Origin of the sequence: Affinundibacterium nitidum (assembly GCF_014284155.1) — a bacterium.
In the GTDB taxonomy this organism is placed as follows: domain Bacteria; phylum Pseudomonadota; class Gammaproteobacteria; order Burkholderiales; family Burkholderiaceae_D; genus Undibacterium; species Undibacterium nitidum.
Window position 1 is genome coordinate 136,597 of record NZ_JACOFZ010000006.1, and the last position, 22,289, is coordinate 158,885.

A 22,289-nucleotide genomic window follows, 5' to 3' on the forward strand; every position below is an offset into this window, starting at 1 on the left:
GTTATGTTGGGTCAAACCACAACTCTGGCCGTTGCAAAGGAAGTTTTGATTGCTGGATTAGCGGGTTTTTGAGTTCAAGAATAACGCGATTTTTCATATTAGCTTTAACAATAAATGGTTTGCAGTACTGATTAAACAGCTGCTCAAAGCTGCCATCCGTAATCGCAAGTTCCAAACCACGCTTAATATCGTCGGCAAGTTTCTTCTGTTCTGGCGCAACAAAAAAATAAAGGGCAGTTGGGTAATGTAAGACGATATTGGAATCAATCTCTCTTACGTATTCAGGATGATTGTTTTGTTCATTCCAGATTTCAATGATGGAACGAGGGAAGTAATCAAATCTGCGTTGTTGCAACATCGAGGGAAGTGCTGCTGCGGTGCCGGTCACGACCGGCAGGCCATTGTGACGCAAAATCGTCGTATCTGGCCAAAAGTAACCTTGTCCGGCCTTAAACTTGGCGAGCTGCTTGATATCTTTGATGGCTTTCATTGATTCCCGCAGTTCAGCGTTGATGAACGAGATGCGCCATCCCATTAAGCCCTTATCGATAGGGATGCGAATCGGCAGCAACTGCGTTTCGCGTTCATCGCTGGTCATGGTCCACATCACATCGAGGTCACCGCGGTTATGTGACATTTCTTCGATCAGCCGGACCTGTGGAGTTGTCACCGCAGGCATCTTAGAGATGACATAGTTCACTGAGCTCTTTTTGATCGCCAAGCGCAAGACTTCGGTGACGTACTTGCCTATCGGGTCGCCTGAATTCTCCAAATCCAATATGCGCAAGTTGTTCGATTCCGTTCGCGTCTCTGCTCGCAATAGCGTAATTGGTGAAAGACATGCCGTCACTAGAATGAAGGTGATAAAACGTCGAAATCCTGTTTTAAACTGAATGTGCATGTGAGGTAGGCCTCTATTGGCCTTTGCTGTCGATGATAATAATCTGAGCTGTCGGTTGAATTGGGACGACTGATTATATCGGGGGAATCGCGATTTGTGACAAGTTCGACGAGTATCCTGTCGCAGTTCTATTGCGTCTTGCCATCGATGAAAATTTTTTTATACACAAAAAAAAAACGCCGATGGTGGAAAATCGGCGTTTTGAGTATGGTGTTATTGAATCCTATGACTCTATTGAGACCTTTCGATAGCTCAATTGCGTCAATCAAAGTCAAAAAGCTCAGACAAGAAACCTTCCTTCTTTTTCTTGTAGTGCCCACCTTGATGCGGGTGATTTTGGTAATGCTGCGTCTGGCGCGGCTGCTCATAATGATGAGAAGTGTGTGCGGCTTGCACTGGCGGAGGTGCTTGTGGTGCTTGGTTCTGTGGCCGCGTATCAGGTGATGGCGCCGCGGCAGTAGGGAGCGAACGCTCAATTATTTTATCAAGCTCGCCACGATCAAGCCAAACACCTCGACATTGAGGACAGTAATCAATTTCTATCCCTTGGCGTTCAGACATTAGTAAATTTGCGTTCTCGCAGACTGGACATTTCATGTTCGCTTTCTCCTGTTTTGTTCAAGCTAAGATACGATCTACGCAAGTCGATAGTGCGTTGCGCCGGCAGCATTGTATTTGTTTTGAATTCGCCTGAGAAAAAGTTTGAGTGGTAAAAAAATAGGGTATTTACCGCCTTCGTGTTTCGGTTATCGAAGGTAGGTTTCGCCCCAAATAGAAAGCGTCAATGAATGTAGAGGTGCGACTTTGGATACTTGGGCGCTTGAGCGAACCATTGCTTGATCGGTTGTTTGAAAAGCGACGCTTCAATATATTAAATTGATAAATTTAACATGTAAAAAAATATCTGTTTTATTGCAATGCACCTGCAGCTATACTGGAGCTTGAATTTTTGACTCGGCTGCCCGAGCTGTTTGACAGCTTAGGCTTTTCTACTGACGTGAAAGGATTAAAGATGCAAACGCGTACATCGGCTCCAATTGAAAAGTCTCCATCACCTCAAGTATCAAGATCAACCCAGCTCAAAGACGACAATGCTACGCAAATGCCCGATACTCGCAGCTTGCAAGCCGCGCAACGTCGAGTTCAAGGCATCGCCAATAGTAGCCATTCTTCTGCTCAGCTAAAAATGATACAAGCGAAGATGCAAAGCAAAGGCGAAGTGGCGCAAAGGGCGGAGGAAGAAGAGCCGCTGCAAGGTAAATTCCTAACGGTACAAAGAGCCGAGGAAGAAGAACCACTTCAAGCCAAATTTGAAACAGCGCAACGTGCAGAGGAAGAAGAACCGTTGCAAGGAAAATTTGAGACAGCACAACGGGTCGAAGAGGAAGAGCCAGTGCAAGGTAAGTTCGCGACGGTACAAAGAGAAGAAATGGCGAGACCAAACAACACTGGTCTACCTAACCAACTAAAAGCTGGGATCGAATCGATGTCCGGCATGAGCATGGATCACGTGAAAGTTCACTACAACTCCGATAAACCTGCGCAACTGAATGCCCATGCATATGCCCAGGGTAGCGATATCCATGTCGCTCCAGGACAAGAACGGCATATCCCACACGAAGCGTGGCACGTGGTGCAACAAGCGCAAGGACGAGTGAAGCCCACCATGCAGATGAAGGCAGGCACGCCAGTCAATGATGACGTCGGGCTTGAAACAGAAGCAGATGTGATGGGGGCGAAGGCGCTACAAGCCGGCGACGCTGTACAGTTAAAAAAATATAACGGTTCTGTGAAGGTAAAAACTAAAATAGAAACAAAAGATTTAAGTGATTGGGGCGTCGTCCGCTCTAAATTAGAGGGGGTTTCTAAGGGTGGTGACGCGTACGGTATTAGTGGGAAGGTAAATGACACCCTGAAGAAACTAGATCTCGCGACAGGTGAGACTGCGATGAGCGCTCACATGATTCCCAATCGAATTGGCGGTTTGGGCGACTCATCCAATGTGCGACCTTGGAAACGTAGTTTCGAAACTGGTACCTGGGAAACTAGTGTTGAACAAGCGTTCAACACAGCGCTGCCTTCCGCGAACGTGGGGGATATCGTGAGCTATGCGGTCGAGACTACAGATATGTCTGACCAAAAGGCCGACGATATTATGGCCTTGAGTACCGTTAATACTGAAAAAACTAAACCGGAACACAAAGCTAACCTCCTAGAAATTCCGCTTAAAGTGACCGCAACCGTTGGAGCATCATCCTTGGCGGAGACCGATGCTCCGTTCGCTGGTTTGATCGATGGAGTTTGAGTGAGTTAGCTCTGAGTTTGAGTGAGAACCCTTATTCGTAGGTGAACTTGATGCAGATAAACCAAACGAAAAATGAGAGAGAATCCCGTTCGTTAAGCAATCGCTTCGCATCTTCACCAGTGGCGAAGGCGACGATATTGCGAGCGAACCTCCAGCAGCAACAAGCAGATAGATCAAAGCAGCAGATGCAGTTAAAAGCTATCGCCCAGATGATGGCTAGCGGTATAGGGGCAACTAGCCGTGTTCTGCAGGCGATGGTGGTGTCAGGAAGCGGCGTGGTGCAACGTTCCGATGTCGTTGAGGAAAAAAATAACGCAACAGATACGCTTACCGCTGACAAGAAAATTAACACACGAAATGGAGCTACAGGCTGGTATCGCTTCGCTAGGAATGGCTATCAGATTAATTCGTTCGCCAGCAATCAGACCAGTTTGAGTCCGGTGGGGGCGTCGCCTGTATATGGTGCGATAGAACTATCAAAGCATCCGGAGTTGAAAAAATACGATATAGGATCGATCTCTCGCGCGCGCCATTTTGGTGCTGGTGATACTTTAGCAGGTGTCTCAGCATCTTTCAGAAAAGGTAAATGGACTTGGCATCACCGTATTTCTCCGTATGAAATGGAATTGGTAGATATGGGTGTGCATAAATCTTTTTATCATCACGGGGGCTTCTCAGCATGGCAGGAAGGCACAGATGATGATAACGATGATTAAGATTTTGTGAGGCAAAAAATATTCATCCCTTATACTGATTCGCATGATGTGGAACGTTTCAGCCCTCTTTTAAATCAAAATACTTCCTTCGTTGGAGGAAGAAAAAAATACGAATGTGATTATGCGCACAGTCGTCGCACTTTGCGATGAGTATGATGGCGACTTCACCTCGTTAGTCGCCTTTAAAACCAATACGACCACGCTTTTCTTGTTCAATTTTTTTTAAGACTATGATCCGATTGTTGAATCAAAGACGTCACCTAGTTGGCGCTATTGTAAGCTCATTATTTTGTGTTTTTTGTTTGAGTGCTTGCGGTGGTTCTAGCCAGAAAGCAAGCATTACTACACCGCTTGATTTACCAAAAGCGAGTGACAATCCCTCGCAGACAACGAGTGTATCCATTTTATTTGGCACATTAACGGCAAAAATCAAGGGCTACGTTGGTTTAAGCGTTGATCAATACGGAAACAGCTATTTCATTGAACCAGAGCAAAGCATCGTACTGAAGATGACAGCAGATGGTGTCATTACACGTGTCGCCGGTCTACCAAATGTATCAGGAACATTAGATGGTTCGGTGGGTGTAGCGACCTTTAGGTTTGAGGCTAATAGTCGAATTGCAGTCGATTATCAGGGCAATGTCTATGTCTCGAACTGGGCAGATTTACGAAAGATCGGTATCGATGGCACAGTAAAAACACTTTCATTTCCTCAGATCCAAAGAATCGATGACTTTGCGATCGATTCGGCCAACAACCTTTATGTCGCGGACTCCTCCCGTTGTGCAGTTTGGCAGGTCAGTGCGCTTGGAAACTTGGCGACTTTCGTGGGTAATCCCGGAGAATGCGGAGATCAGGATGGCGTCGGTAATAATGCACGCCTTGGTCGTTTAACAGCGATTGTCGTTGACAAGTACGATCAGATTTACGTCATTGATGAAAGTCGCCTAAAGAAAATCAGCCAGCAGCGAGACGTGACTTCAATCTATGGAATTTTTGGTCGACAGGTCGTTGACTCTATCAATCCTCTTATGACATTTGCTGATGCGCGTAGCTTGGCTGTGGACGTTGACAATAATATTTATGTTGCGAGTGGAGTGGATTCGATTTTCAAAGTTAGTCCGAGCCGTATAGTGACTGTGGTTCGAGGAGCCGAGATCAAATTATCTGATGGCTACAACACCTATCCAAGGACGATTGCCGTGTCGCCATCGGGGAATGTGTTAGTGAATGAGCGATTCGCGATTAGTCAATATCGCCTCGATGGTAGTGCTTTATCAACATCGGGGAGAATCGAAATGGATGGAATGCCCGGTAACTTTACACTGGGATCGTTTTCCATCGACAAGGCGGGAACCTTTTGGGTTCCGGATTATTGGTATACATCTGTTCGGAGCATCAGTCCCAATGGAATTGTAAGCACCAAGTACGGCGACATGAATATTCAGGGAACGTTTAATCAACAACAACAGCCTGTATATTTCAGAGCGCCTATCAAACTTGTAATGGATAAGGATCAAAATCTATACGTGCTCGATAACCCATTACTGGAAAGTATCCGAAAAATCAGTCCAAGTGGGACAATTTCCACGATTGATACGGGAATTTTTATGCACGATATGGCGATCGATAGTCTAGGTAATTTGTTTGTCGTAGAACATACAGTGATCTGCGGCAAAGAGTCGTTTCCTTGTGCAGAGACGCGAATTCGGAAAGTGACACCCGCCGGGGTGGTCACTAGCTTGCCGGGATCTGAAGGCTATCACACGGGTATCACAGTCGATAAAGACGGTAATATTTATACTGCGTCAAAAAGACATGTGATTTCGAAATACGATACGAAGGGAAAGATGAGCGTGGTCGCAGGCTTGCTTGATAATCCGGGAAGCCAAAATGGTGATGGAGTCAAGGCGCGATTTTCTCGACCAGGCAATTTAACTACCGATAGCAAAGCTAATGTTTACATCGTCGACTTCGACAATAATGCAATTCGAAAACTCACTCCAAGTGGGCACGTGAGTACGATTATCGATAAAGAGACTCTGGCAAAGAGTTTCCCCGATACGACTCTGCCAAAGATAGGGCAGATATATGTCGATAGCGATGATACTTTCTATCTCGGATTAAATGGACTTGCCATCGCAAAAGTAAAACTCTAAAGCGCCCCAATTTCGCTCCAAAATGTTGAGTGTAGAGAGTTGTACGCCAAGCCTGGAATTGACGCCAGATATGGTGATAGGCGCAGAAACGAATAGTTTTCGATTTCTAAGCGATCAAAGTCTACATTAAACCAGGATGCCTCAACTCAGTCACTGAAACCGCGAAGGACTCATTGCCTGGCATGTGTCCTTGCGCATGTCCCACTTCAATAAAACCGGCCTTTTTGTAAGTTGCGATAGCATTGACGTTGCCATCAAGTACCTCGGCAGACATTGGCCCCGCACTTTGCTGTAACGCTGCCTTGATTAGTGCGCTGCCGATTCCCTTTCCGTAGGCGCTGGGGTCAACATACAGCCACGCTAGTTCGTCCTTCGTAAATGCTACAAAACCGAGTACTTGGCCTAGGTGTTCTGCAACGACGATATCGTATTCGTGGAAGCCTTCGTTTTCAGCAGTCTCTTCAAGTGTGAGAAATGCATCGAGAAGATTGGCCGCTTTTAATTCATCTTTGCGCGCGGCGTCGTGAATAGCGCAGACGCGAATCCAATCAGTAGAAGCGTATGGGCGTAGTTGTAAACTCGTGGTGGTCTTCATGCTTTATTTCTTCTTCAGGTTCTTGGCGAAAAAATCGTTGATCTTTTTATTCATATCGTGATGCGCAGTGGCACGGTCAAACTGTTCTGGGTCGGAACAAATCGGCGCGAGTTTCAAGGGGCCACAGGGTACGAGAAAAGAATTGTGTCCAGCATTTGCTATCGTTTGAAAATCGACCTTATGACCAAGTCCATCCTGTATCACTTTGGCGTTACTGTCATACGGCACGCTCAGATCCTTATCTCCCTGCCATAACTGAACAGGCATATGGATATTGTCGAACGCGTTGGCAGCTTTGAAGCTAAAGCCTAGGCCTGGCGCGGCGATTACGATTGCTTTGATGCGTGTATCCGCTTCAAACTTATCTGTCCCAACGGGCAGTTCGGCATTCAGTAAAAAGGATTTTGATTCGCGTAACATGTCGCAGGCGAATTCACGGTTGTTTGTGCAATATTTTGCAACACTGGCTAAGTCTGGTTGTGCACCAGCTGCGGTCAACACGGTGAAGCCGCCGATAGAAAAACCATAGGCTCCGATACGATCACTATCGATTTGTTGATGTCCCTCCCACTTTGCAAGCATATGGTCTATAGTGGCGCGCAGTTGTTGGGTGCGGCCAGTGATGTAAGCAGGTGTTCCGACTGACGACATGTCTTGAAAATTATCTAGGTGCATCGGTGTAGCGACGACGTTGCCAGCAGAGGCGAGGGCGAGTGCGAGATCGGCATGGCTAGTGATACTTCCACCAGTGCCATGTGAGATGACGACGAGTGGTAAATCATGTCCCGCAATCGGGCCATTGCTAGCAACTTGCATAAAAAAGCTACCAGCCCACTTGGACGTTGGTTGTGCTGTGGTCGGATACCAAATGCCCAGAGCAAAGGGTTTGCCTTCGGCGTCGACTGCACGCACGACTTGAAAGCCCACGGGCTTCTCGGAACTTAGCGCTGTTGAGTAGAGTACACCGGCTACAATAGCGACGATGACGACGAATGCGAGCGTCAATAGGCCAAACCACTTCCCTATTTTTTTGCCTAAGTGAGGGCGAGCGCGTAAGGTAGTCAGATCAGCTGATTTGGCTGATGTTTGATCGTGGTTCATAGGAGTTCCTTGGTTGTAAAAGCAAACGGCACCTAAGTGCTATGACATCGGTATTTCGACGATAAAGCGGCAGCCGCGAGTGTTCAAACCAGTTTCGACGCGTACATTGCCGTGCAGCCGGGTAACCGCTTGCGCCACAATCGCTAAACCCAGTCCTGAACCTGATTTATCGGTGCCTGCCACGCGGTAGAAACGCTCAAAGACGAGTGCTCGTTTTTCGTCGGCGATTCCTGGTCCGTCGTCTGCAACTGATAACACTACGGTGTTGTCGGCCACCGTCAATTCGACTAGTACCTGGCCACGGTCATTACCGTAATGCAGTGCGTTTGAGAGTAGATTGTGGATGATCGATAAAAAAGTATGCTTATCGATTGCTTGAATCAATTCATCAGGCGCTTCTAGCTCTAACTCAATCTGACGCTCTATGGCTAGTGGAGCCATTTCTGCCATTGTTTGCCGTAGTATTTGGCACAGATCCAGTTTTTCAATCGTCATTGTTTCGTTCTGATCTATGCGTGCTAAATCGAGCAATTGCTGAATCAAGTGCGAAGTGCGAGCAATCGCTTCGTCTAGGTTTTTTGCTGCTTCTTGGCGATGTTTTGGATCATCAGCTTTCATCATCACATGCGCTTGTGCTGAGATCACCGCCATGGGAGTCCGTAACTCGTGTGCCGCATCCTGCACAAAACCATGTTCGTGGCTGAGTTTAGTTCGCAGTTGACTCAGGAGTCGATCCAAGGCCTCCGTGAGGGGCAACAATTCAGCGTATTTAACATCGAGTTTTAATGGACTGAGGTCATCTGGGCCGCGTGTGACGATGAGATTGGAAAGCGTTTGTAGTGGACGCATGCCACGGGTTACCGCGAACCAAATCGGAATCAATAACAGCGGAAAGGAGATCAAGATCGACATCGTCAAGTTGCGGCTCAAACGTGTCAGCAGCCAGCCTCGATCTGGTGCGGGTTCGCCCATTAGCAACGTCCAAGGTCCGGACTCAGATCGATAAATTTGATAGCGATCGCCATTGAACTCGTTCTCCGTTACCTCACCTGCGGTTCCTTGGAATGGAAACCTACTTGCGGTAGCTGAGGCGAATAGAACTTGACCTTGTTTGTTTTGTAGTTGCAGTACGAATTTTTCTGGTAAAGCTGCGCGTTGGTACTGTGCGTTAAACAAAGTGGAATACCATGTCGCCACTGTTCGCGCTTGTTCGGCATTTTCAATTTTTGCGAGCACTGTCATTACGAGTTCGCCGCGCTCGCGTTGTTTCGCGCTAGTCGTAACTTGTGCAGTTTCCTGCCAATAGTAATAGGCCATCAACACTACCCAGATCACGATCGATGCCATTAGCAGCGTCAGGCTGACGCGTCGAACAAGGCTAGGGCGCAAAATAAAAGAAAATAAGTTCATACAACCAACATATAACCAATGCCACGCAAGGTACGAATGCGATTCGCACCGATTTTCCGGCGTAGATTCGATACGTGAACTTCGAGTAAGCTGAATGCGAGTGGTTCACCAAGTGGTTCTAGCCGTTGAGCTAATACACCTTTAGACACCACTGTACCCGGTTCGCGTGCCAATTCGATCAATAGTTCAAACTCTCTTCGAACCAGATCAAGTTCCACGCCACCTTGCCAAACGCGGAAAGCGCGAGGTTCGATTCTTAAGTCACCAATATTCCAATGTGCACTGGCTTGTTGTGCATAACGTCGTAATACCGCCCGTACACGTGAGATGAGTTCCGCCATAGCAAATGGCTTGACAATAAAGTCATCGGCACCGCTATCGAGCCCCTCCAAGCGGTCGTCTAAGCCGGAACGTGCAGTAATCATAATGATCGGTAGATTCACACCCGTTTGACGCCAGCGCTTGAGTAATTCAAGGCCACTGCCGTCTGGGAGCGAGACATCGAGCAAAGCACAATCATAGTCCAGATCAGCCGCAGCCCATGGTGCGTCTGCCATACGGCGCAGCCAAACGCTGGTGATGCTTTCGGCCTTCAAAGCCTGTTGCAACGCCGAGCCCAAATCCATGTCGTCTTCAATGAATTAATAAATGCATGGAAGGATTATAGTCAGGTTTACCTTAAGCGAATCTAAATTCGGTTAAGCCATTTTTGACGCCCAGGCGGGGATGATCTTAGGGAACAATTCGAACTTGAGATTAGAGCAATAGAGGAGCCAAAATAGCAGCAGACAGGAATAAGTTGATTAATCGATAGTGAGGCATCAGCGAGGTGATTAAGCCCGATCTAACAACATGTGCAGAGTTCTATGTAACTAATGTCGTAACTCTATACTTACTGGCCATATTTCCTAAGTGAATGTTTTTCCAAGATTGTTGCAACTGTGCCTCATTTGTTAGCAGCGTTGGTCATGGTGAACCCAAAGCATTTGCCAAGTATCTCCGATTCCAACACACTTGGCGCCTGATATTGATTTGCTTGGAGAGGTCCATGTATAAGCAGGCGGTTTATTACTTCTGTGCGGTACTGTTGATCGCGGTGATTGGTTTTTATCCGTCTTATTTCGGCGATCTGGCGAAAGTCGACTTGGTTCATCATTTCCATGGCATCACGGCGACCCTCTGGATGTTGATGTTGATCGTACAATCGTGGCTGATGCGAACAGGAAAAATACAAGCACATAGACTAGTTGGTCGCGGCTCGCTGTTACTAGTTCCGCTGTTTATCGTCTCTGGCGTGTTGATGATGAAAGCAATGCTGACGAGCCCCTCCGGTTTTTCGCAAGCCTTCGGTAGTCGTCTTGTTTGGATTGATACCATTACTCTAATTACATTCGCGATGGCATATGGGGCTGCCCTTTATCATCGAAAGAGTATTCAACTGCATGCACGCTTCATGGCGTCAACTGCGGTTCTAGTATTACCACCCGCGCTCGGTCGCATTATGCCAAAGTTGGGGGAGTGGATTACTTCATTCGAGATGGCAGTGCATCTGTCTTATGCAATCTGTTTTGCCGCTGTGCTCTGTCTAATCTATGACGACTATCGCAAAGGCAAACTACGCGCACCTTACCTCATTCTTTTGGTTTCGGTGGCGCTCCAACAATATGGTTTTTTTGCATCGCCAGGATGGTCTTGGTGGATGGAACTGACTAATTTGTACAAGTAAGATGGGGAGAAACTACCTCTTTTTACCCGATATCAATGTGATCCCACGATCGAAGTGGGATGACTTTTGGATCCTGCCTTGAATTTAAGTTGTAATGAGCTAATGATCGCAGATCAATACTTTGCTTCGAAGTTGGCTAAGTCCCTCTATGCCAATAGTCCTCAAGATCTGCAATTTGCTTTGCCAATGTTTGCCCATGCCGGCATTGTTTCGCGGCCAAAATCGCGTGATGGAAGCCGCCACTATCACGAGGCCATTCCCCGAACATGTCTTGTTCCGGCGCATTAATCCAATCGATTACATCGTTGGGTTTTTCCATTGCGTTAAATTTTTCAGTTAAGCGCTCTGTAAAGCTTGAAGTCATTGTTTCTCCTTAGACGTTCCGAAAATATAGTTCACCTATAGTTGAACGTGCTTATACTAATCTGATGTTCTTCTGATGCCAAAAACAGGGAAATTGCATTAGTCTTGAAATTTTCTTGTATAGATATTACATGTTAAGTGATGTCCCACATCGCCTATTTCAATAACGCTATTTCTTTGGTCGTAATTTCATCCAAGGCTTGTTCCAGTTGAGCGGTTTGCCACCGCTCCTTGAAACATAATCACCTTTCAGTACTAGCCAACCATCTTTTTCCGGCTTGAATATCCAAAACAGTTTTTCTGTTTCAATGTCCACGATATTGCCATCTTGTGGCAATTCAGATCGATCTAGAACGAGTCGCGCTTCAAGCGTTTTTGCTTCAATTTTGATTTTATTTTGTGAGAAACACCACTGTCGATTTGATTGATCAAGGTAACAGCCGTCAAAAATAAGACTAAAGAAGATAGGATCGTAATTCCTAACATCCTCTAGAGTGTCAGCTGCATTAGCGACTTTGATGAAAGTAGAGGTACTGAATTTCTCATCCATAAACTTAATGGAGTCACCTTTGAAGACCATCACCTTTTCCTCCGATTCTTCAAACCAACTTCCTTCATGCCACGAAAAAATAAAAGCACCGCCACCCGATTTGTCGATGTTTACAGCACTCACAAAATTGGGTATTTTCCAAAACTTGGTTTTCTTCACGTCCTCGAGTAGTTGTGTATCCACATAATATCCAGCGTGCGCTTGCAAACTTTTTTTGTCTCTTGATGACGCCATTTGGGCCTTATCGAAACAAGCTGCTAAGGAAAATAATGTGATACTCACACAAGTGAGCCTGCTGAAGAATTTGAGCCTAGTCTTCATTGATGTTTTTCGGATTGAATTCTGTGATGGGGCTGTTTTTTGCCGCTGTGTATTGGGTCTTGGATTGATGTTTTTGCTGTGCGAATGTCGTATTGGTATTCTCTATCGCATCTCTTTAAACGTGAATTATCTCCACCACCGATTCTCGAGTTCTTTTACGTCTTCTGCAAGTTCAGATTTGTACTTACATTCATTCATGCCGTCAGTAAGCAAACCAAGCAAGGCACAACCTCGGGGATACTCGTGCCAAACACCTATAGGATCTTGTTTGATCCAAGCCCTGACTTCGTCGACAGACGACATCTGATTAAAAATATCCGCGATTCTATTTGGTTTTTTCTCGATCGAGGCGATGGTAGCTTCTTTAGCTAGACTATCTTCGTGCATATTAGTTATTCCGAATGAAAGCGATAAATCTACGTCTTGTAGAATAACCTCAAGCTTAAGTGCTGACTTGACGGCTGATCGTATCGACATTGTTTGTCATGGAGTGCGCGATTGAAGATGCAATTGACAGAGAGTTGGATCATGCCATTTTCGAATCAGCACCGTGAGCTATCAGCTATATGGGGAGCGAAGTACAATGCCGACGGAGTTGATCCCCTCTGACTGTATTAGATTGAGTACTTGGTGAAATTTCCCAAAGCTTGCCAATTGATTTGTTTCAAATTCGATATAGTTGTATGAACGATTTTTTCCCAGACCTTGCAAATGTTTTTGAAGATCTTGGAACTCGATCTCTTTTCCATTTAACATATAGCGACCATCGAAATCGATATCGATTTTTACTCTTTCTGGTGCCGTTTCGGTCGACCAGTTAAAGCCCCCCAACGTGCAGCCAGGAATGTTGAGCACGATCAACTTATTTTGGGAACTTGTCGGTGCACTCTTGTTTAAGAAAACGACTCCTGCAATGCTCAACAGTAGACTGAGCAGCAAAACGATACTTAGCTTGGAGGGACTTGCATCAATCGGCTGAGATGACTGCCAATATTTGCGATGGGTATCCACGTGGGTTTCACTTAACTCGCACATCTTTAATCACTTTTTTTTGCCAGATAACCAGCTTTGATTAAGCGTTCAGTGATCGCTGGTCCCATTGCGTTTAAATAGAAGTCGCCATCGTAGAGCCAATCGCCAGTATATACATAAGCGGGCGAGCTCAACGTTCCTGTGTAGGCATAGACGACGAAGCTCATACTTTGGGGCACGCCTACGCTTTGCTTATTGATTTCCGTCTTTACACGCATTGATTTTGGAATCAGACGCACTACCAGTAAACTTGGATCGCGCTTTAGTTCTGCTTCAAGTTTTGGTAAATATTGGTTGAGTTCGGCTTGGCTCTTAGGCTCAAATTGTCTCACTGGATAGTTGTATTTACTCAGTGTGTTGTATAAAGATGAGGAAAGGTTGCTGTTCTCAGACTTAATGGAATCTTTCTCGTTCATTAAGTCAGCCAAGATAAACACACGTGATGCGCCTTTTCCTGAGACTTGAAGTTGTTCTTTCTCGTTATAAATAGTACCTCTTGCGGACGACAGCTTGGATTGAATTATCTGAGCGCAACCGGTTAGAGACAACACTAATAGAATAAAAAGGATACGAAGTGCTTGCATAATTAATTCGATTTCGTCATAGTTGGTGCGAACTCAATATCTGAGATTTTGTAAATGATTGTTGTCTTTGGTATCGATGAATCTAAACCATTTCGCCGTTCCATTGGCATGAAAAAACCGTAGTCTTTTAAGTACGCAAATTTCGCATAATTGCCAATCTCTGCAACTTTGGATTGACACTGAACGACAATCATCTTCCCAGTCAGTTTATTGTGCAAGTCTGATGCTGGTGTTTCTTGTTCATTGCGACATTCTTCGACAATATACTTTAGAGTGCCGCTCTTCCTCGTTTCGACTCCTTGAAAACTGCTGGATTCCATCTCGAATATAAATTCATAGCCCCAATTTGCTCCGGGTCTCAACGCGCTTTCAAACTGAAGCGGTAGTTTTAATTCCGTCACGTAGCCAGTGCGATCAGTTATCGAATCAGAGCCTACACTCGGCTTCCAATCTGAATGGTTACGCCAGGCCAACTGCAGAAAATTTAGCGATGTTAGGACATGATTTGTAATCCAAAAATTCTCCATTTTGGGGAGATTTTCTTTGGTCTTGATTACAAAATATCCTAGAGCACCTTTTGCGCTTTCGACGGTTTCGGTAGTCGAGTGCGTCATTTGTCCTTGATGTACGAATTCTTTCTTCAAGCTCACACGTAGCAATTTGCCGGGAAGCAGATCAAATCCTTCCGGTCGGAAGTTTTCGGCCGTTTGGATAACTTTAGGATCGAGTTCAATTACCTGTTTTACGCGCCCGACGTCTGAAAAATCTTCAATAGCAAATTTTTTGAGCGAGTTGATTTGTGCGCTTGCTTCGATTGAAATATTCGCTAGAACTAGTCCAAGAAAAATCGAAGCTACAAATTTAGGTATGAGGTATTGGCTCTGCATGGCTGGAAAAGATAATAAATTTGGCCATATTATCGCGGATTATGAAGGTCTTGTCGTTAGGATTTTTGTAGTTGCGCGAGGTTAAGAATTGCGTAGAAGATATGCATGGAAAATTCACCTAATGCGAATATCAGATACTACGCGATGAAGTGGTAAATCTGTCAGAACCTGCCTCGCTCCTGAATGAAGGTAGCCTAAAGCCGATCTTCGAACAGCGTTTCTAGTTGCAGGAAAGCGTTTTTCCTTGGTGCAAATATCTAGCTAGTTGCAATAGGTCTCGTCTTCATTTTTGTTGGGGGTGATGCTCATTTTTTTAATGAAGTCGAAGGTAAGCGTGATCTTGACAAATCCTTAATTGTTTTGCATTTGAAGCCCAACTTTTTCTCATCAAGAAAAAATATTTTGATGAAATGTCGATTGAGGCTTGTTTGGCGCATCTCCTCTGTAAGTCGAGGCAATCATGCAACGACCTTTTAAAACGGAGGTAAATATATGCGATTATTAGCAACAAAAGAAACCAGCCCGGCGTGGATTAGGCCTGTGCTTTTTTTGGGCCTTGCTTGGAATGTGTTTGGGGTATTTCAGTTTCTTCAAACCGTTAACGGCAGTGTCGGTAGTTTAATGGCGAATGGACTGACGCAGGCCCAAGCTGAGCTCTATACAGGGTTGCCTATCTGGATGCATGCCGCCTTTGCAGTCGGTGTATTCGGTGGTGCCTTAGGCTGTGTGCTCATGCTTCTGAAGCGGAAAGCAGCACGAATCGTCTTGGGCGTATCTTTAGTCAGTTCTATCTTTCTTTTTATTGGCGATATTACGCAAGGCGTATTTGCAGCCTTTGGAGCGTCACAAGTGATGGTACTCAGTGCCGTGGTGTTGATCGCCGCTGGCTTGCATTGGATGTCGGGGACTCGGTTCAAGGTAGTTCCCGCTTAAGTAAAGATCTACAACTATTTCATTCGAACTTACACTATTTTTTGGAGAGCAAAATGCAATTTATGTTAATACACAAAGAAACCTTGGACGAGGTCTCACAACGCGCTAACCCAGAGACAGCTCCTGCCTATTGGGGTGCTTGGAATGCCTACATTGGCGCCATGGGTCAAGCCGGAATCATCGTTCACGGAAATGGCTTACAAGAGCCTCATACCGCCACCCAAGTGCAAATACGTAACGGCAAACGGGTGATTCATGATGGCCCCTACGCTGATACCAAAGAACACATTGGGGGTTATTTCATCATTGAAGTGCCCAGTCTCGATGATGCCTTGGAATGGGCCGCCCGCAGCCCGTGTGCTTTAACCGGCAGCACAGAAGTTCGACCTGTTATGGTGATGGCACCCAACTAAATGAGCACACAAACGCCCGTCAGTTACAAAGCCATCGAGTTTGCCGCCCGCACTTCGTTTGGGCGCTTGGCCTCGTATCTGGCGTGGCAGTGGCGAGATATCGCGGCGGCGGAAGATGCTCTGAGCGATGCCTTGTTAAAAGCCTTAGAGGTCTGGTCTGTTAGCGGCATACCCGATTCCCCCGACGCTTGGCTACTCACCGTGGCGAAGCGCCAACTGCTGCAGGTAGCGCGGCACGATAAAGTAAGATCAGATCCCGCGCTCACGATATTGCTGGAAGGGGATGAAGCAATGGTCGAAACGTCTGCATTGCCCGACGCCCGCTTAAAACTCATGTTTGTGTGCGCCCATCCAGCAATTGACGAAAAGATTCGGATTCCGCTGATGCTGCAAACAGTCTTGGGCTTACAGGTTGCCGATATGGCGCCTGCGCTCATGCTGTCGCCCACAACGCTTGCGCAACGCTTAGTCCGAGCAAAACAAAAGATACGTGATACCCAAATTCGTTTTGAAGAGCCAAGTGTAGATGAGCTTCCAGACAGACTCAGTTGTGTGTTGGAATGTATTTATGGCGCCTTCGGTTTGAGTCTCGATGCCATCGATGGAGCCGAGACGCGCATTACCGATCTTTACGATGAGGCGATCTATCTATGCAAGATCGTATGCGAACTTTTGCCGGCAGAGCCCGAAGCCAAAGGCTTATTTGCACTGATGACCTTCTGTTCCGCGCGACGCGCAGCACGTAGGGATGCGCAAGGAAACTTCATCCCCTTAGCGGAACACGATTTAAGTAAGTGGGATAAAGAAGCCATCGTGCATGCTGATCAAGTGCTGTGGTCAGCATCGCAACACAAAAAGCCTGGACCATTTCAGTTGGAAGCGGCTGTGCAATCGGCACATTGTCATTGTCTCTTTACCGGCCAAACACCGTGGAAAAGTATCGCGCATCTTTATCAACAAATTAATGCGTATTTCCCCACCCAAGGCTCTTTAGTCGCAGGCGCTGTCGCGATGGGTGAAGCCGGTGAGGTTCAAGCGGGGCTTGTTCAACTTGAGCGAATGGATGCAGACTTAAGCAAAACTTTTCAGGCGTGGTGGGTGGCGAAAGCTTATCTGCTCAGTCTCCAAGGTGAAGAGTCATTCGCATTGGCAGATCATGCCTATCAGATTGCGATTGGCTTATCTAATCAAGAAAAAATTAAGGTCTATTTGGAAGGCATCCGAAAAACATTAAAGTAGGCAAGGCTTCGTAAAGAGAGATCTCGACATAATGTGCCCAGCAATTGGACTATTTTTCTCTTGCTATGTCATCACTACCCAATAAGACGACTTGAGCTCTTACACCTTGTCTCAAAACGATGTGAACTCCAAACCATCGTTAAGAAATCGAGATCCCCACAAATACGTACTCGCCAACGCCCACGATATGGGTGTCAAGCGTGAACAACATACACACCAAAATTTCATTGAACGAAATGGCTGTGTTACGCTCTATATACAATTGCTTTACTTTCTTTGTTTCTCTATTTTTGTGTCGGAGTACTCCATGAATTTACATTCGCGTCTCACAAGAACAAGCTTCCTCGTTGCGTTGAGTATCGCCTCGAGCGCTAGCATGCCGACCGCAAGTGCATGGGCAAGAGCGGCAGATAAAGTGGACCTAGCGCAAGCAAGTAAGCCTGTAGCGCAAGAGCTGGCGCGTTGGGAAGCGACCGCGAAGCGAGTGAGCATCTCGCGCGACAAATGGGGTATTCCACATATCGAAGGTAAAACCGACGCTGATGCCGTGTTTGGTATGTTGTACGCTCAAGCCGAAGACGATTTTAATCGTATCGAACTCAATTACATCAATGCCATAGGCCGTTTAGCCGAGGTCGAAGGGGAGGCTGAAATTTGGCGTGATTTGCGCATGAAATTATTCATCCAGCCAGAAGAATTGAAACAGCAATACAAAAAGAGTCCAGCGTGGCTCAAGCAATTGATGAATAGCTTTGCCGATGGCTTGAATTTTTATTTACACACGCATCCCGAAGTGAAGCCCAAGCTCATCACGCATTTTGAACCGTGGATGGCCTTGGCTTTTAGCGAAGGCAGTATTGGCGGCGATATCGAGTCGATTAACCTCACACAGCTCGAAGCCTTCTACGCCAAACGTCCCGAATTAGCGATGTTGGTCGAGCCCGCTGGCCTGCCAGAACCACGTGGCTCGAATGGTTTCGCGATTGCGCCGAAACTCAGTAGCAATGGGCAAGCCATGCTGATGATTAATCCCCACACATCGTTTTACTTCCGCCCAGAAGTGCACGTCAAAAGCGCGCAAGGTCTGAATGCTTATGGTGCCGTGACCTGGGGTCAGTTTTTTATCTACCAAGGCTTTAATCAAAACAATGGTTGGATGCATACCTCTAACGCTGCGGATGTGATCGACGAATTTTTATTAACCGTCACTGAGAAAGACGGTCAATACACCTATCTCTACGACGGCAAGCAGTTACCTTTAAAAGTGACAGAACATGTCTTGCCCTACAAAACTAAAGACGGCATGGCCACGCGCAAAATTACGACCTACGCTAGCCATCACGGGCCGGTGGTGCGCTCTGCTGATGGCAAATGGGTGGCGGTGAGTTTGATGAACACGCCGATGGCGGCGCTGATGCAATCCTTCTTGCGCACCAAAACCAAAGACTACGCTAGTTTTAACAAAGTGATGGAGTTGCGCGCCAACTCGTCGAACAATACCGTGTACGCCGACAAGCACGGCACCATCGCTTACTTCCACGGTAATTTTGTACCACGTCGCAATCCGCAATTAGATTACAAACAACCCGTCGATGGTAGCAGCAAGGCTAGCGATTGGCAGGGCTTGCACACGTTGAAAGAAATTATCACGTTGCACAACCCCCAAAATGGCTGGATACAAAACACCAATAATTGGCCGTTTGCTGCTGCAGGCGACTACAGCCCACGCTTGCAAGATTATCCATCATATATGTGGGACAAACCAGAAAACGCGCGCGGCATTCATGCGGTGAAGCTCTTGAAAAAAACGAACAACTTAAGCTTAGATAGCCTAATCGCCTTAGCCTATGACAGCGAACTTACCGCATTCGAAACCATGCTGCCGCCTTTGTTCGCCGCCTACGACGCCAACCCAAAGCCAGAGCTCGCAGAACAAATCGCGAGTTTGCGTGCCTGGAATCTGCGTACGGGCGTCGATTCGAAACCGACTTCTTTAGCGATTTTCTGGGCACAAGATTTAATCAAACACCACGCGGCAGAAGCACGTAGCAAGAGAATCGAGTTCATCGAATACGTGCCCAAACTTCCAGCAACAGCATTGTTAGCGGCTTTAGAAAGAGCCAGCCAAAAACTGCAAACCGATTTTGGAACATGGCAAACGCCATGGGGTGAGATCAACCGCTTCCAACGCTTATCGGGCGAGATTGGCGCTGGATTTGACGACAGCAAACCAAGCCTCCCAGTGGGCTTCGCTTCAGGCAATTTTGGTGCCTTGGCCTCATACGCCATGACAGCCAAACAAACCACCAAACGCCTCTACGGCGATCGCGGCAATAGCTTCGTCGCCGCAGTCTCTTTCGGCAAACGCGTCACCGCAAAAAGTATTCTAGCGGGCGGTGAATCCAGCGACGTCAACTCCAAACACTTCCAAGACCAAGCGGAGATGTACACCAAAGGGCAGTTCAAAGACGTCTTGTTTTACCCTGAAGATATTGCCAAGAATTTGGAGCGTAAATATCGTCCAGGGCAGAGGTAATCTGAGTTTGTGATGGGGGAGGGCAGCATGGGTTGCTACTCTATGCTGTTCTTTTGTAGGTACTGATCAGTCGAGCTTTGCTTCATAAAAGTGAAGACATCCACCTATCAAAGCGACATCGATTTTCCCAGAAGATCTCTGTTCCCAGAAGATCTCTGAAGTATTTAGTTGTTTTTAGAGGCGGACGTCTCTACGGTTGCGGTGTATTTCTACCCTAGACCATCACGCCAGCGATTTTCGAGGTCTTGTATGTCTTCTGTTAGTTCATGTCCATACTTACAGTTAGCCATGCCTCTGAGTAGCATACTTAATAGTGCACGACCCCTCGGATACTCGTCCCAAATACCGAATGGCTCATGCTTAATCCATTCCCTTACTTCATCGATGGTCGACATGCGGTTCAAAATCTCCGCGACGTTATTGGGATTTTTGTCGAACGGAACTTTGGTATTCTTCTCAGCTTGGTTTTCTTCGGTCATATTTTGAAACGAGTTAGATGGAAAAATGGACCACACATATTTTGTGACTAAATATTTTGAAATCTGATGTGACTTCTCTATATGCATGCATCGCTTCTGAGATGGGTGTCTCTTGATTTACTTTCGAACAGGACTTCAACTGAAAATTCATTTTCCTGCTTTTGCCTTCAATATTTTCCTAATTTTTTGTTCGATCTCATCTTCTTGGAAGGTGTAAATGGGACCTGATCCACCACATATTCCGATCCCGTCACGGCCGCTTTCTTTGAAAATGATATATGTCTCTGCGACAAACATAGACACACCACAGTCGCCGTTTCCCATGCCAGTCGTGAGAGTGACATTCTCCGATTCTACTTTCCCTTTAAGCAGTTTTCGGACTTGAAAATTACCTTCGATATGAGGCCACTTCGCAGGATAATCGCCGGGAACAACTTTCGCGCCCAACAACGTAGCAAAATAGATTTGGTCTGCATTCTTAACGCGTTCATCGATAGAAAATAATGAACAACTGCACGCTGATGCATTGAACGAAAAGAGTAAAGTTAAGAAAGAAGCGAGGAGAATTTTTCTCATAAAGTTTTTAGGTGTTATTTGAAGGCCGACATACGCAATATTCATTCTACTTTTAAGGCGATTCTAAGTCGATGTTTTCAAACATAAAAGCGAAGACATCTAACTCGCAAAGCGACAGTTATTCTTTCAAAACTATCTCTGGAATGTATTTCGTTTCTTTTGGAGATGGGTTTCTCTTGAATTTGATCATGAACGAAATAAAGTGAAAATGAAGAGGGAAAAAATGTAGGGCGGGTGCAACCCGCGCCGCCAGAATATTCAAAATTCCGAGAAAGTGATTGGATGTTTGAAAGCAGATTTGAACGATAAATCGTTGATGTGATTCACAGCGCGGGTTGCACCCGCCCTACATGGCTGCAGTCCATTCGTTACTCCAGAACATTGTTAATTACAGTTTTCATTCGATCGTCAAATTCTCGAGGTAATCCAGCTGCAGTGATTAAATAGCTAGACAGCCTAAAAGAAAATTGTCTTTGTCGATTGTTTTTTGAAAACTGCTCTTTTAGTCTAGTTTCAAATCTTTCTGTCGACCCATGAACAGTTCGAAGTGCACAACTTAAAAGAGGCGTTGCACAATAGAACACGCTCTCTGGTGAGTCAAGAAGTGTTCGAGTTAGCTCAACAAAATCAGGCCAAGCGTGAAGTTCAAATTCAGGCGAAACGTGTGCATTTTGCGCTGCCATTACAAGCTGCAGCTTTTTCCTTAATTGATATGATTCCCGACCACCCCAAATATAGTCTCTGAGGAAAGTTTGAAATTGTTCTCTACTCTGCTTGGGATCAAAGACATCAAAAACATCTCTCACGATTACAGACATAGCGAGGCAAAAATTAAAAAGCGCATAGCAATAAATTGCAACATGTGAGTTTTTTGCAGGGTCCAGTTCTCCTTTCGCTGCTCGAAGAGTATTCAATATTCCCCTTACGGCCCTTGCAGCGTCTAATTCTAATGGCACACTGTGGCGCAAAAAATCCCCGAGTTTTTCAAATGTTTGATTCGCCCGAAAGCACTCGTAGAGTGCATGCCATCGATCCATGTCAAACAGGTAATCATCTTCTTCCAAATACAAAGCCGATAGCGCTGTTGCATGCGCATCAAAAAGTGTTTCGTCGTAAAGATGAACCAACAGAGTGCGTGCGGAAATCTTATGTGATTCTGGCGCTGAACGCTTTAGGATAACAAAAGCATGCTGTGCATCGATGTACTCGCGAAGTCCGGCAGCCCAGAAAGCTCGATTGATGGGACTTGTCTTTGTGGTTTTGCAATCGAAAATGCTTTTTACCAATCGCCCATTTTTGATATCGATTCCTAAGACATCTATATCCGTTAGTAATTCTGGTTTATCTGTCAAATCCTTGACATTTGTTACATTAACTTCGTAAAAAGGCACAATTCCCAAAGCGACGCAATACCTTATAGCTTTTCTCTTCTGTAGCAAGTCCTTGTCTGTAGCTGCCATTTT

Annotated in this window: 23 protein-coding genes; 8 read left to right on the forward strand and 15 right to left on the reverse strand. The window is 46.0% G+C overall.

Annotation, left to right across the window (positions count from 1 at the left end):
* Position 1: 1 nt before the first annotated feature.
* Complete coding sequence (locus tag H8K36_RS14805; RefSeq protein ID WP_186917272.1) at positions 2-901, reverse strand: type 2 periplasmic-binding domain-containing protein; 900 nt, start codon at positions 899-901, stop codon at positions 2-4.
* Positions 902-1,162: 261 nt separating this feature from the next.
* Entirely contained in the window at positions 1,163-1,498 is a 336-nt protein-coding gene (locus tag H8K36_RS14810; RefSeq protein WP_186917273.1) for a TFIIB-type zinc ribbon-containing protein, read from the reverse strand.
* A gap of 415 nt (positions 1,499-1,913) precedes the next feature.
* Here H8K36_RS14810 and H8K36_RS19400 point away from each other — a divergent pair, with 415 nt between their 5' ends.
* The 3 genes from H8K36_RS19400 (at position 1,914) to H8K36_RS14825 (ending at position 6,081) form a co-directional block, all read left to right on the forward strand.
* Entirely contained in the window at positions 1,914-3,206 is a 1,293-nt protein-coding gene (locus tag H8K36_RS19400) for an eCIS core domain-containing protein (RefSeq protein ID WP_230404662.1), read from the forward strand.
* Positions 3,207-3,256: 50 nt separating this feature from the next.
* On the forward strand, positions 3,257-3,922 hold the full coding sequence (locus H8K36_RS14820; RefSeq protein WP_186917274.1) for an HNH endonuclease: 666 nt from the start codon (positions 3,257-3,259) through the stop codon (positions 3,920-3,922).
* 302 nt (positions 3,923-4,224) lie between these two features.
* On the forward strand, positions 4,225-6,081 hold the full coding sequence (locus H8K36_RS14825; protein WP_186917275.1) for an NHL repeat-containing protein: 1,857 nt from the start codon (positions 4,225-4,227) through the stop codon (positions 6,079-6,081).
* A gap of 121 nt (positions 6,082-6,202) precedes the next feature.
* On the opposite strand, the gene H8K36_RS14830 is transcribed toward H8K36_RS14825, so the two are convergent.
* The 4 genes from H8K36_RS14830 to H8K36_RS14845 are packed head-to-tail and all read right to left on the reverse strand — an operon-like array spanning position 6,203 to position 9,813.
* Positions 6,203-6,676 (reverse strand): GNAT family N-acetyltransferase, encoded by a 474-nt coding sequence (locus tag H8K36_RS14830; RefSeq protein ID WP_186917276.1) that lies wholly within the window; start codon positions 6,674-6,676, stop codon positions 6,203-6,205.
* 3 nt (positions 6,677-6,679) lie between these two features.
* Positions 6,680-7,777, reverse strand: coding sequence for an alpha/beta hydrolase family protein (locus tag H8K36_RS14835; protein WP_186917277.1), 1,098 nt, complete (start codon positions 7,775-7,777; stop codon positions 6,680-6,682).
* A gap of 39 nt (positions 7,778-7,816) precedes the next feature.
* Positions 7,817-9,187, reverse strand: a complete 1,371-nt coding sequence (locus H8K36_RS14840; RefSeq protein ID WP_186917278.1) for a sensor histidine kinase — start codon at positions 9,185-9,187, stop codon at positions 7,817-7,819.
* Positions 9,184-9,813 carry a response regulator gene (locus H8K36_RS14845; protein WP_186917279.1) on the reverse strand — a complete coding sequence of 210 codons (630 nt, stop codon included), beginning with the start codon at positions 9,811-9,813 and terminating at the stop codon, positions 9,184-9,186. Before H8K36_RS14845 ends, H8K36_RS14840 begins: the two co-directional genes overlap by 4 nt.
* A 422-nt stretch (positions 9,814-10,235) precedes the next feature.
* Here H8K36_RS14845 and H8K36_RS14850 point away from each other — a divergent pair, with 422 nt between their 5' ends.
* Positions 10,236-10,913 (forward strand): hypothetical protein, encoded by a 678-nt coding sequence (locus H8K36_RS14850; RefSeq protein WP_186917280.1) that lies wholly within the window; start codon positions 10,236-10,238, stop codon positions 10,911-10,913.
* 136 nt (positions 10,914-11,049) lie between these two features.
* On the opposite strand, the gene H8K36_RS14855 is transcribed toward H8K36_RS14850, so the two are convergent.
* The 6 genes from H8K36_RS14855 to H8K36_RS14880 form a co-directional block, all read right to left on the reverse strand.
* Positions 11,050-11,277, reverse strand: a complete 228-nt coding sequence (locus tag H8K36_RS14855; RefSeq protein WP_186917281.1) for a hypothetical protein — start codon at positions 11,275-11,277, stop codon at positions 11,050-11,052.
* 168 nt (positions 11,278-11,445) lie between these two features.
* Positions 11,446-12,108: a hypothetical protein gene (locus H8K36_RS14860; RefSeq protein ID WP_186917282.1), complete on the reverse strand. Its 663-nt coding sequence runs from the start codon at positions 12,106-12,108 to the stop codon at positions 11,446-11,448.
* Between the two features lie 165 nt (positions 12,109-12,273).
* Positions 12,274-12,534 (reverse strand): hypothetical protein, encoded by a 261-nt coding sequence (locus H8K36_RS14865; RefSeq protein WP_186917283.1) that lies wholly within the window; start codon positions 12,532-12,534, stop codon positions 12,274-12,276.
* A gap of 171 nt (positions 12,535-12,705) precedes the next feature.
* The gene (locus tag H8K36_RS14870; protein WP_186917284.1) at positions 12,706-13,158 is read right to left on the reverse strand and encodes an ExbD/TolR family protein; all 453 of its coding nucleotides are present in this window, start codon (positions 13,156-13,158) and stop codon (positions 12,706-12,708) included.
* Positions 13,159-13,184: 26 nt separating this feature from the next.
* Positions 13,185-13,763 carry a hypothetical protein gene (locus tag H8K36_RS14875; protein ID WP_186917285.1) on the reverse strand — a complete coding sequence of 193 codons (579 nt, stop codon included), beginning with the start codon at positions 13,761-13,763 and terminating at the stop codon, positions 13,185-13,187.
* Between the two features lie 2 nt (positions 13,764-13,765).
* Positions 13,766-14,650 carry a hypothetical protein gene (locus H8K36_RS14880; protein ID WP_186917286.1) on the reverse strand — a complete coding sequence of 295 codons (885 nt, stop codon included), beginning with the start codon at positions 14,648-14,650 and terminating at the stop codon, positions 13,766-13,768.
* A gap of 492 nt (positions 14,651-15,142) precedes the next feature.
* Between H8K36_RS14880 and H8K36_RS14885 the strand changes: the two genes are divergently transcribed.
* The 4 genes from H8K36_RS14885 (at position 15,143) to H8K36_RS14900 (ending at position 19,771) form a co-directional block, all read left to right on the forward strand.
* On the forward strand, positions 15,143-15,583 hold the full coding sequence (locus H8K36_RS14885; protein ID WP_186917287.1) for a hypothetical protein: 441 nt from the start codon (positions 15,143-15,145) through the stop codon (positions 15,581-15,583).
* A gap of 53 nt (positions 15,584-15,636) precedes the next feature.
* Complete coding sequence (locus H8K36_RS14890) at positions 15,637-15,996, forward strand: YciI family protein (protein WP_186917288.1); 360 nt, start codon at positions 15,637-15,639, stop codon at positions 15,994-15,996.
* The gene (locus H8K36_RS14895) at positions 15,997-17,235 is read left to right on the forward strand and encodes an RNA polymerase sigma factor (protein WP_186917289.1); all 1,239 of its coding nucleotides are present in this window, start codon (positions 15,997-15,999) and stop codon (positions 17,233-17,235) included.
* Positions 17,236-17,542: 307 nt separating this feature from the next.
* Entirely contained in the window at positions 17,543-19,771 is a 2,229-nt protein-coding gene (locus H8K36_RS14900; RefSeq protein ID WP_230404671.1) for a penicillin acylase family protein, read from the forward strand.
* 209 nt (positions 19,772-19,980) lie between these two features.
* On the opposite strand, the gene H8K36_RS14905 is transcribed toward H8K36_RS14900, so the two are convergent.
* The 3 genes from H8K36_RS14905 to H8K36_RS14915 all read right to left on the reverse strand — a co-directional run bounded on the left by H8K36_RS14905 (position 19,981) and on the right by H8K36_RS14915 (position 22,286).
* The gene (locus H8K36_RS14905; RefSeq protein WP_186917290.1) at positions 19,981-20,250 is read right to left on the reverse strand and encodes a hypothetical protein; all 270 of its coding nucleotides are present in this window, start codon (positions 20,248-20,250) and stop codon (positions 19,981-19,983) included.
* Between the two features lie 147 nt (positions 20,251-20,397).
* Positions 20,398-20,871 carry a hypothetical protein gene (locus H8K36_RS14910; protein ID WP_186917291.1) on the reverse strand — a complete coding sequence of 158 codons (474 nt, stop codon included), beginning with the start codon at positions 20,869-20,871 and terminating at the stop codon, positions 20,398-20,400.
* A 323-nt stretch (positions 20,872-21,194) separates the two neighbouring features.
* Positions 21,195-22,286, reverse strand: coding sequence for a hypothetical protein (locus tag H8K36_RS14915; RefSeq protein ID WP_186917292.1), 1,092 nt, complete (start codon positions 22,284-22,286; stop codon positions 21,195-21,197).
* Between the last annotated feature and the right edge of the window lie 3 nt (positions 22,287-22,289).

What these genes read in the sequence shown, in the direction of transcription:
- H8K36_RS14865 (WP_186917283.1), bottom strand. Translation starts at nt 12,534, where the DNA reads ATGCACGAAGATAGTCTAGCTAAAGAAGCTACCATCGCCTCGATCGAG.
- H8K36_RS14840 (WP_186917278.1), bottom strand. Translation starts at nt 9,187, where the DNA reads ATGAACTTATTTTCTTTTATTTTGCGCCCTAGCCTTGTTCGACGCGTC.
- H8K36_RS14905 (WP_186917290.1), bottom strand. Translation starts at nt 20,250, where the DNA reads ATGACCGAAGAAAACCAAGCTGAGAAGAATACCAAAGTTCCGTTCGAC.
- H8K36_RS19400 (WP_230404662.1), top strand. Translation starts at nt 1,914, where the DNA reads ATGCAAACGCGTACATCGGCTCCAATTGAAAAGTCTCCATCACCTCAA.
- H8K36_RS14900 (WP_230404671.1), top strand. Translation starts at nt 17,543, where the DNA reads ATGAATTTACATTCGCGTCTCACAAGAACAAGCTTCCTCGTTGCGTTG.
- H8K36_RS14820 (WP_186917274.1), top strand. Translation starts at nt 3,257, where the DNA reads ATGCAGATAAACCAAACGAAAAATGAGAGAGAATCCCGTTCGTTAAGC.
- H8K36_RS14855 (WP_186917281.1), bottom strand. Translation starts at nt 11,277, where the DNA reads ATGACTTCAAGCTTTACAGAGCGCTTAACTGAAAAATTTAACGCAATG.
- H8K36_RS14875 (WP_186917285.1), bottom strand. Translation starts at nt 13,763, where the DNA reads ATGCAAGCACTTCGTATCCTTTTTATTCTATTAGTGTTGTCTCTAACC.
- H8K36_RS14895 (WP_186917289.1), top strand. Translation starts at nt 15,997, where the DNA reads ATGAGCACACAAACGCCCGTCAGTTACAAAGCCATCGAGTTTGCCGCC.
- H8K36_RS14845 (WP_186917279.1), bottom strand. Translation starts at nt 9,813, where the DNA reads ATGGATTTGGGCTCGGCGTTGCAACAGGCTTTGAAGGCCGAAAGCATC.
- H8K36_RS14850 (WP_186917280.1), top strand. Translation starts at nt 10,236, where the DNA reads ATGTATAAGCAGGCGGTTTATTACTTCTGTGCGGTACTGTTGATCGCG.
- H8K36_RS14910 (WP_186917291.1), bottom strand. Translation starts at nt 20,871, where the DNA reads ATGAATATTGCGTATGTCGGCCTTCAAATAACACCTAAAAACTTTATG.
- H8K36_RS14880 (WP_186917286.1), bottom strand. Translation starts at nt 14,650, where the DNA reads ATGCAGAGCCAATACCTCATACCTAAATTTGTAGCTTCGATTTTTCTT.
- H8K36_RS14885 (WP_186917287.1), top strand. Translation starts at nt 15,143, where the DNA reads ATGCGATTATTAGCAACAAAAGAAACCAGCCCGGCGTGGATTAGGCCT.
- H8K36_RS14830 (WP_186917276.1), bottom strand. Translation starts at nt 6,676, where the DNA reads ATGAAGACCACCACGAGTTTACAACTACGCCCATACGCTTCTACTGAT.
- H8K36_RS14835 (WP_186917277.1), bottom strand. Translation starts at nt 7,777, where the DNA reads ATGAACCACGATCAAACATCAGCCAAATCAGCTGATCTGACTACCTTA.
- H8K36_RS14890 (WP_186917288.1), top strand. Translation starts at nt 15,637, where the DNA reads ATGCAATTTATGTTAATACACAAAGAAACCTTGGACGAGGTCTCACAA.
- H8K36_RS14805 (WP_186917272.1), bottom strand. Translation starts at nt 901, where the DNA reads ATGCACATTCAGTTTAAAACAGGATTTCGACGTTTTATCACCTTCATT.
- H8K36_RS14915 (WP_186917292.1), bottom strand. Translation starts at nt 22,286, where the DNA reads ATGGCAGCTACAGACAAGGACTTGCTACAGAAGAGAAAAGCTATAAGG.
- H8K36_RS14810 (WP_186917273.1), bottom strand. Translation starts at nt 1,498, where the DNA reads ATGAAATGTCCAGTCTGCGAGAACGCAAATTTACTAATGTCTGAACGC.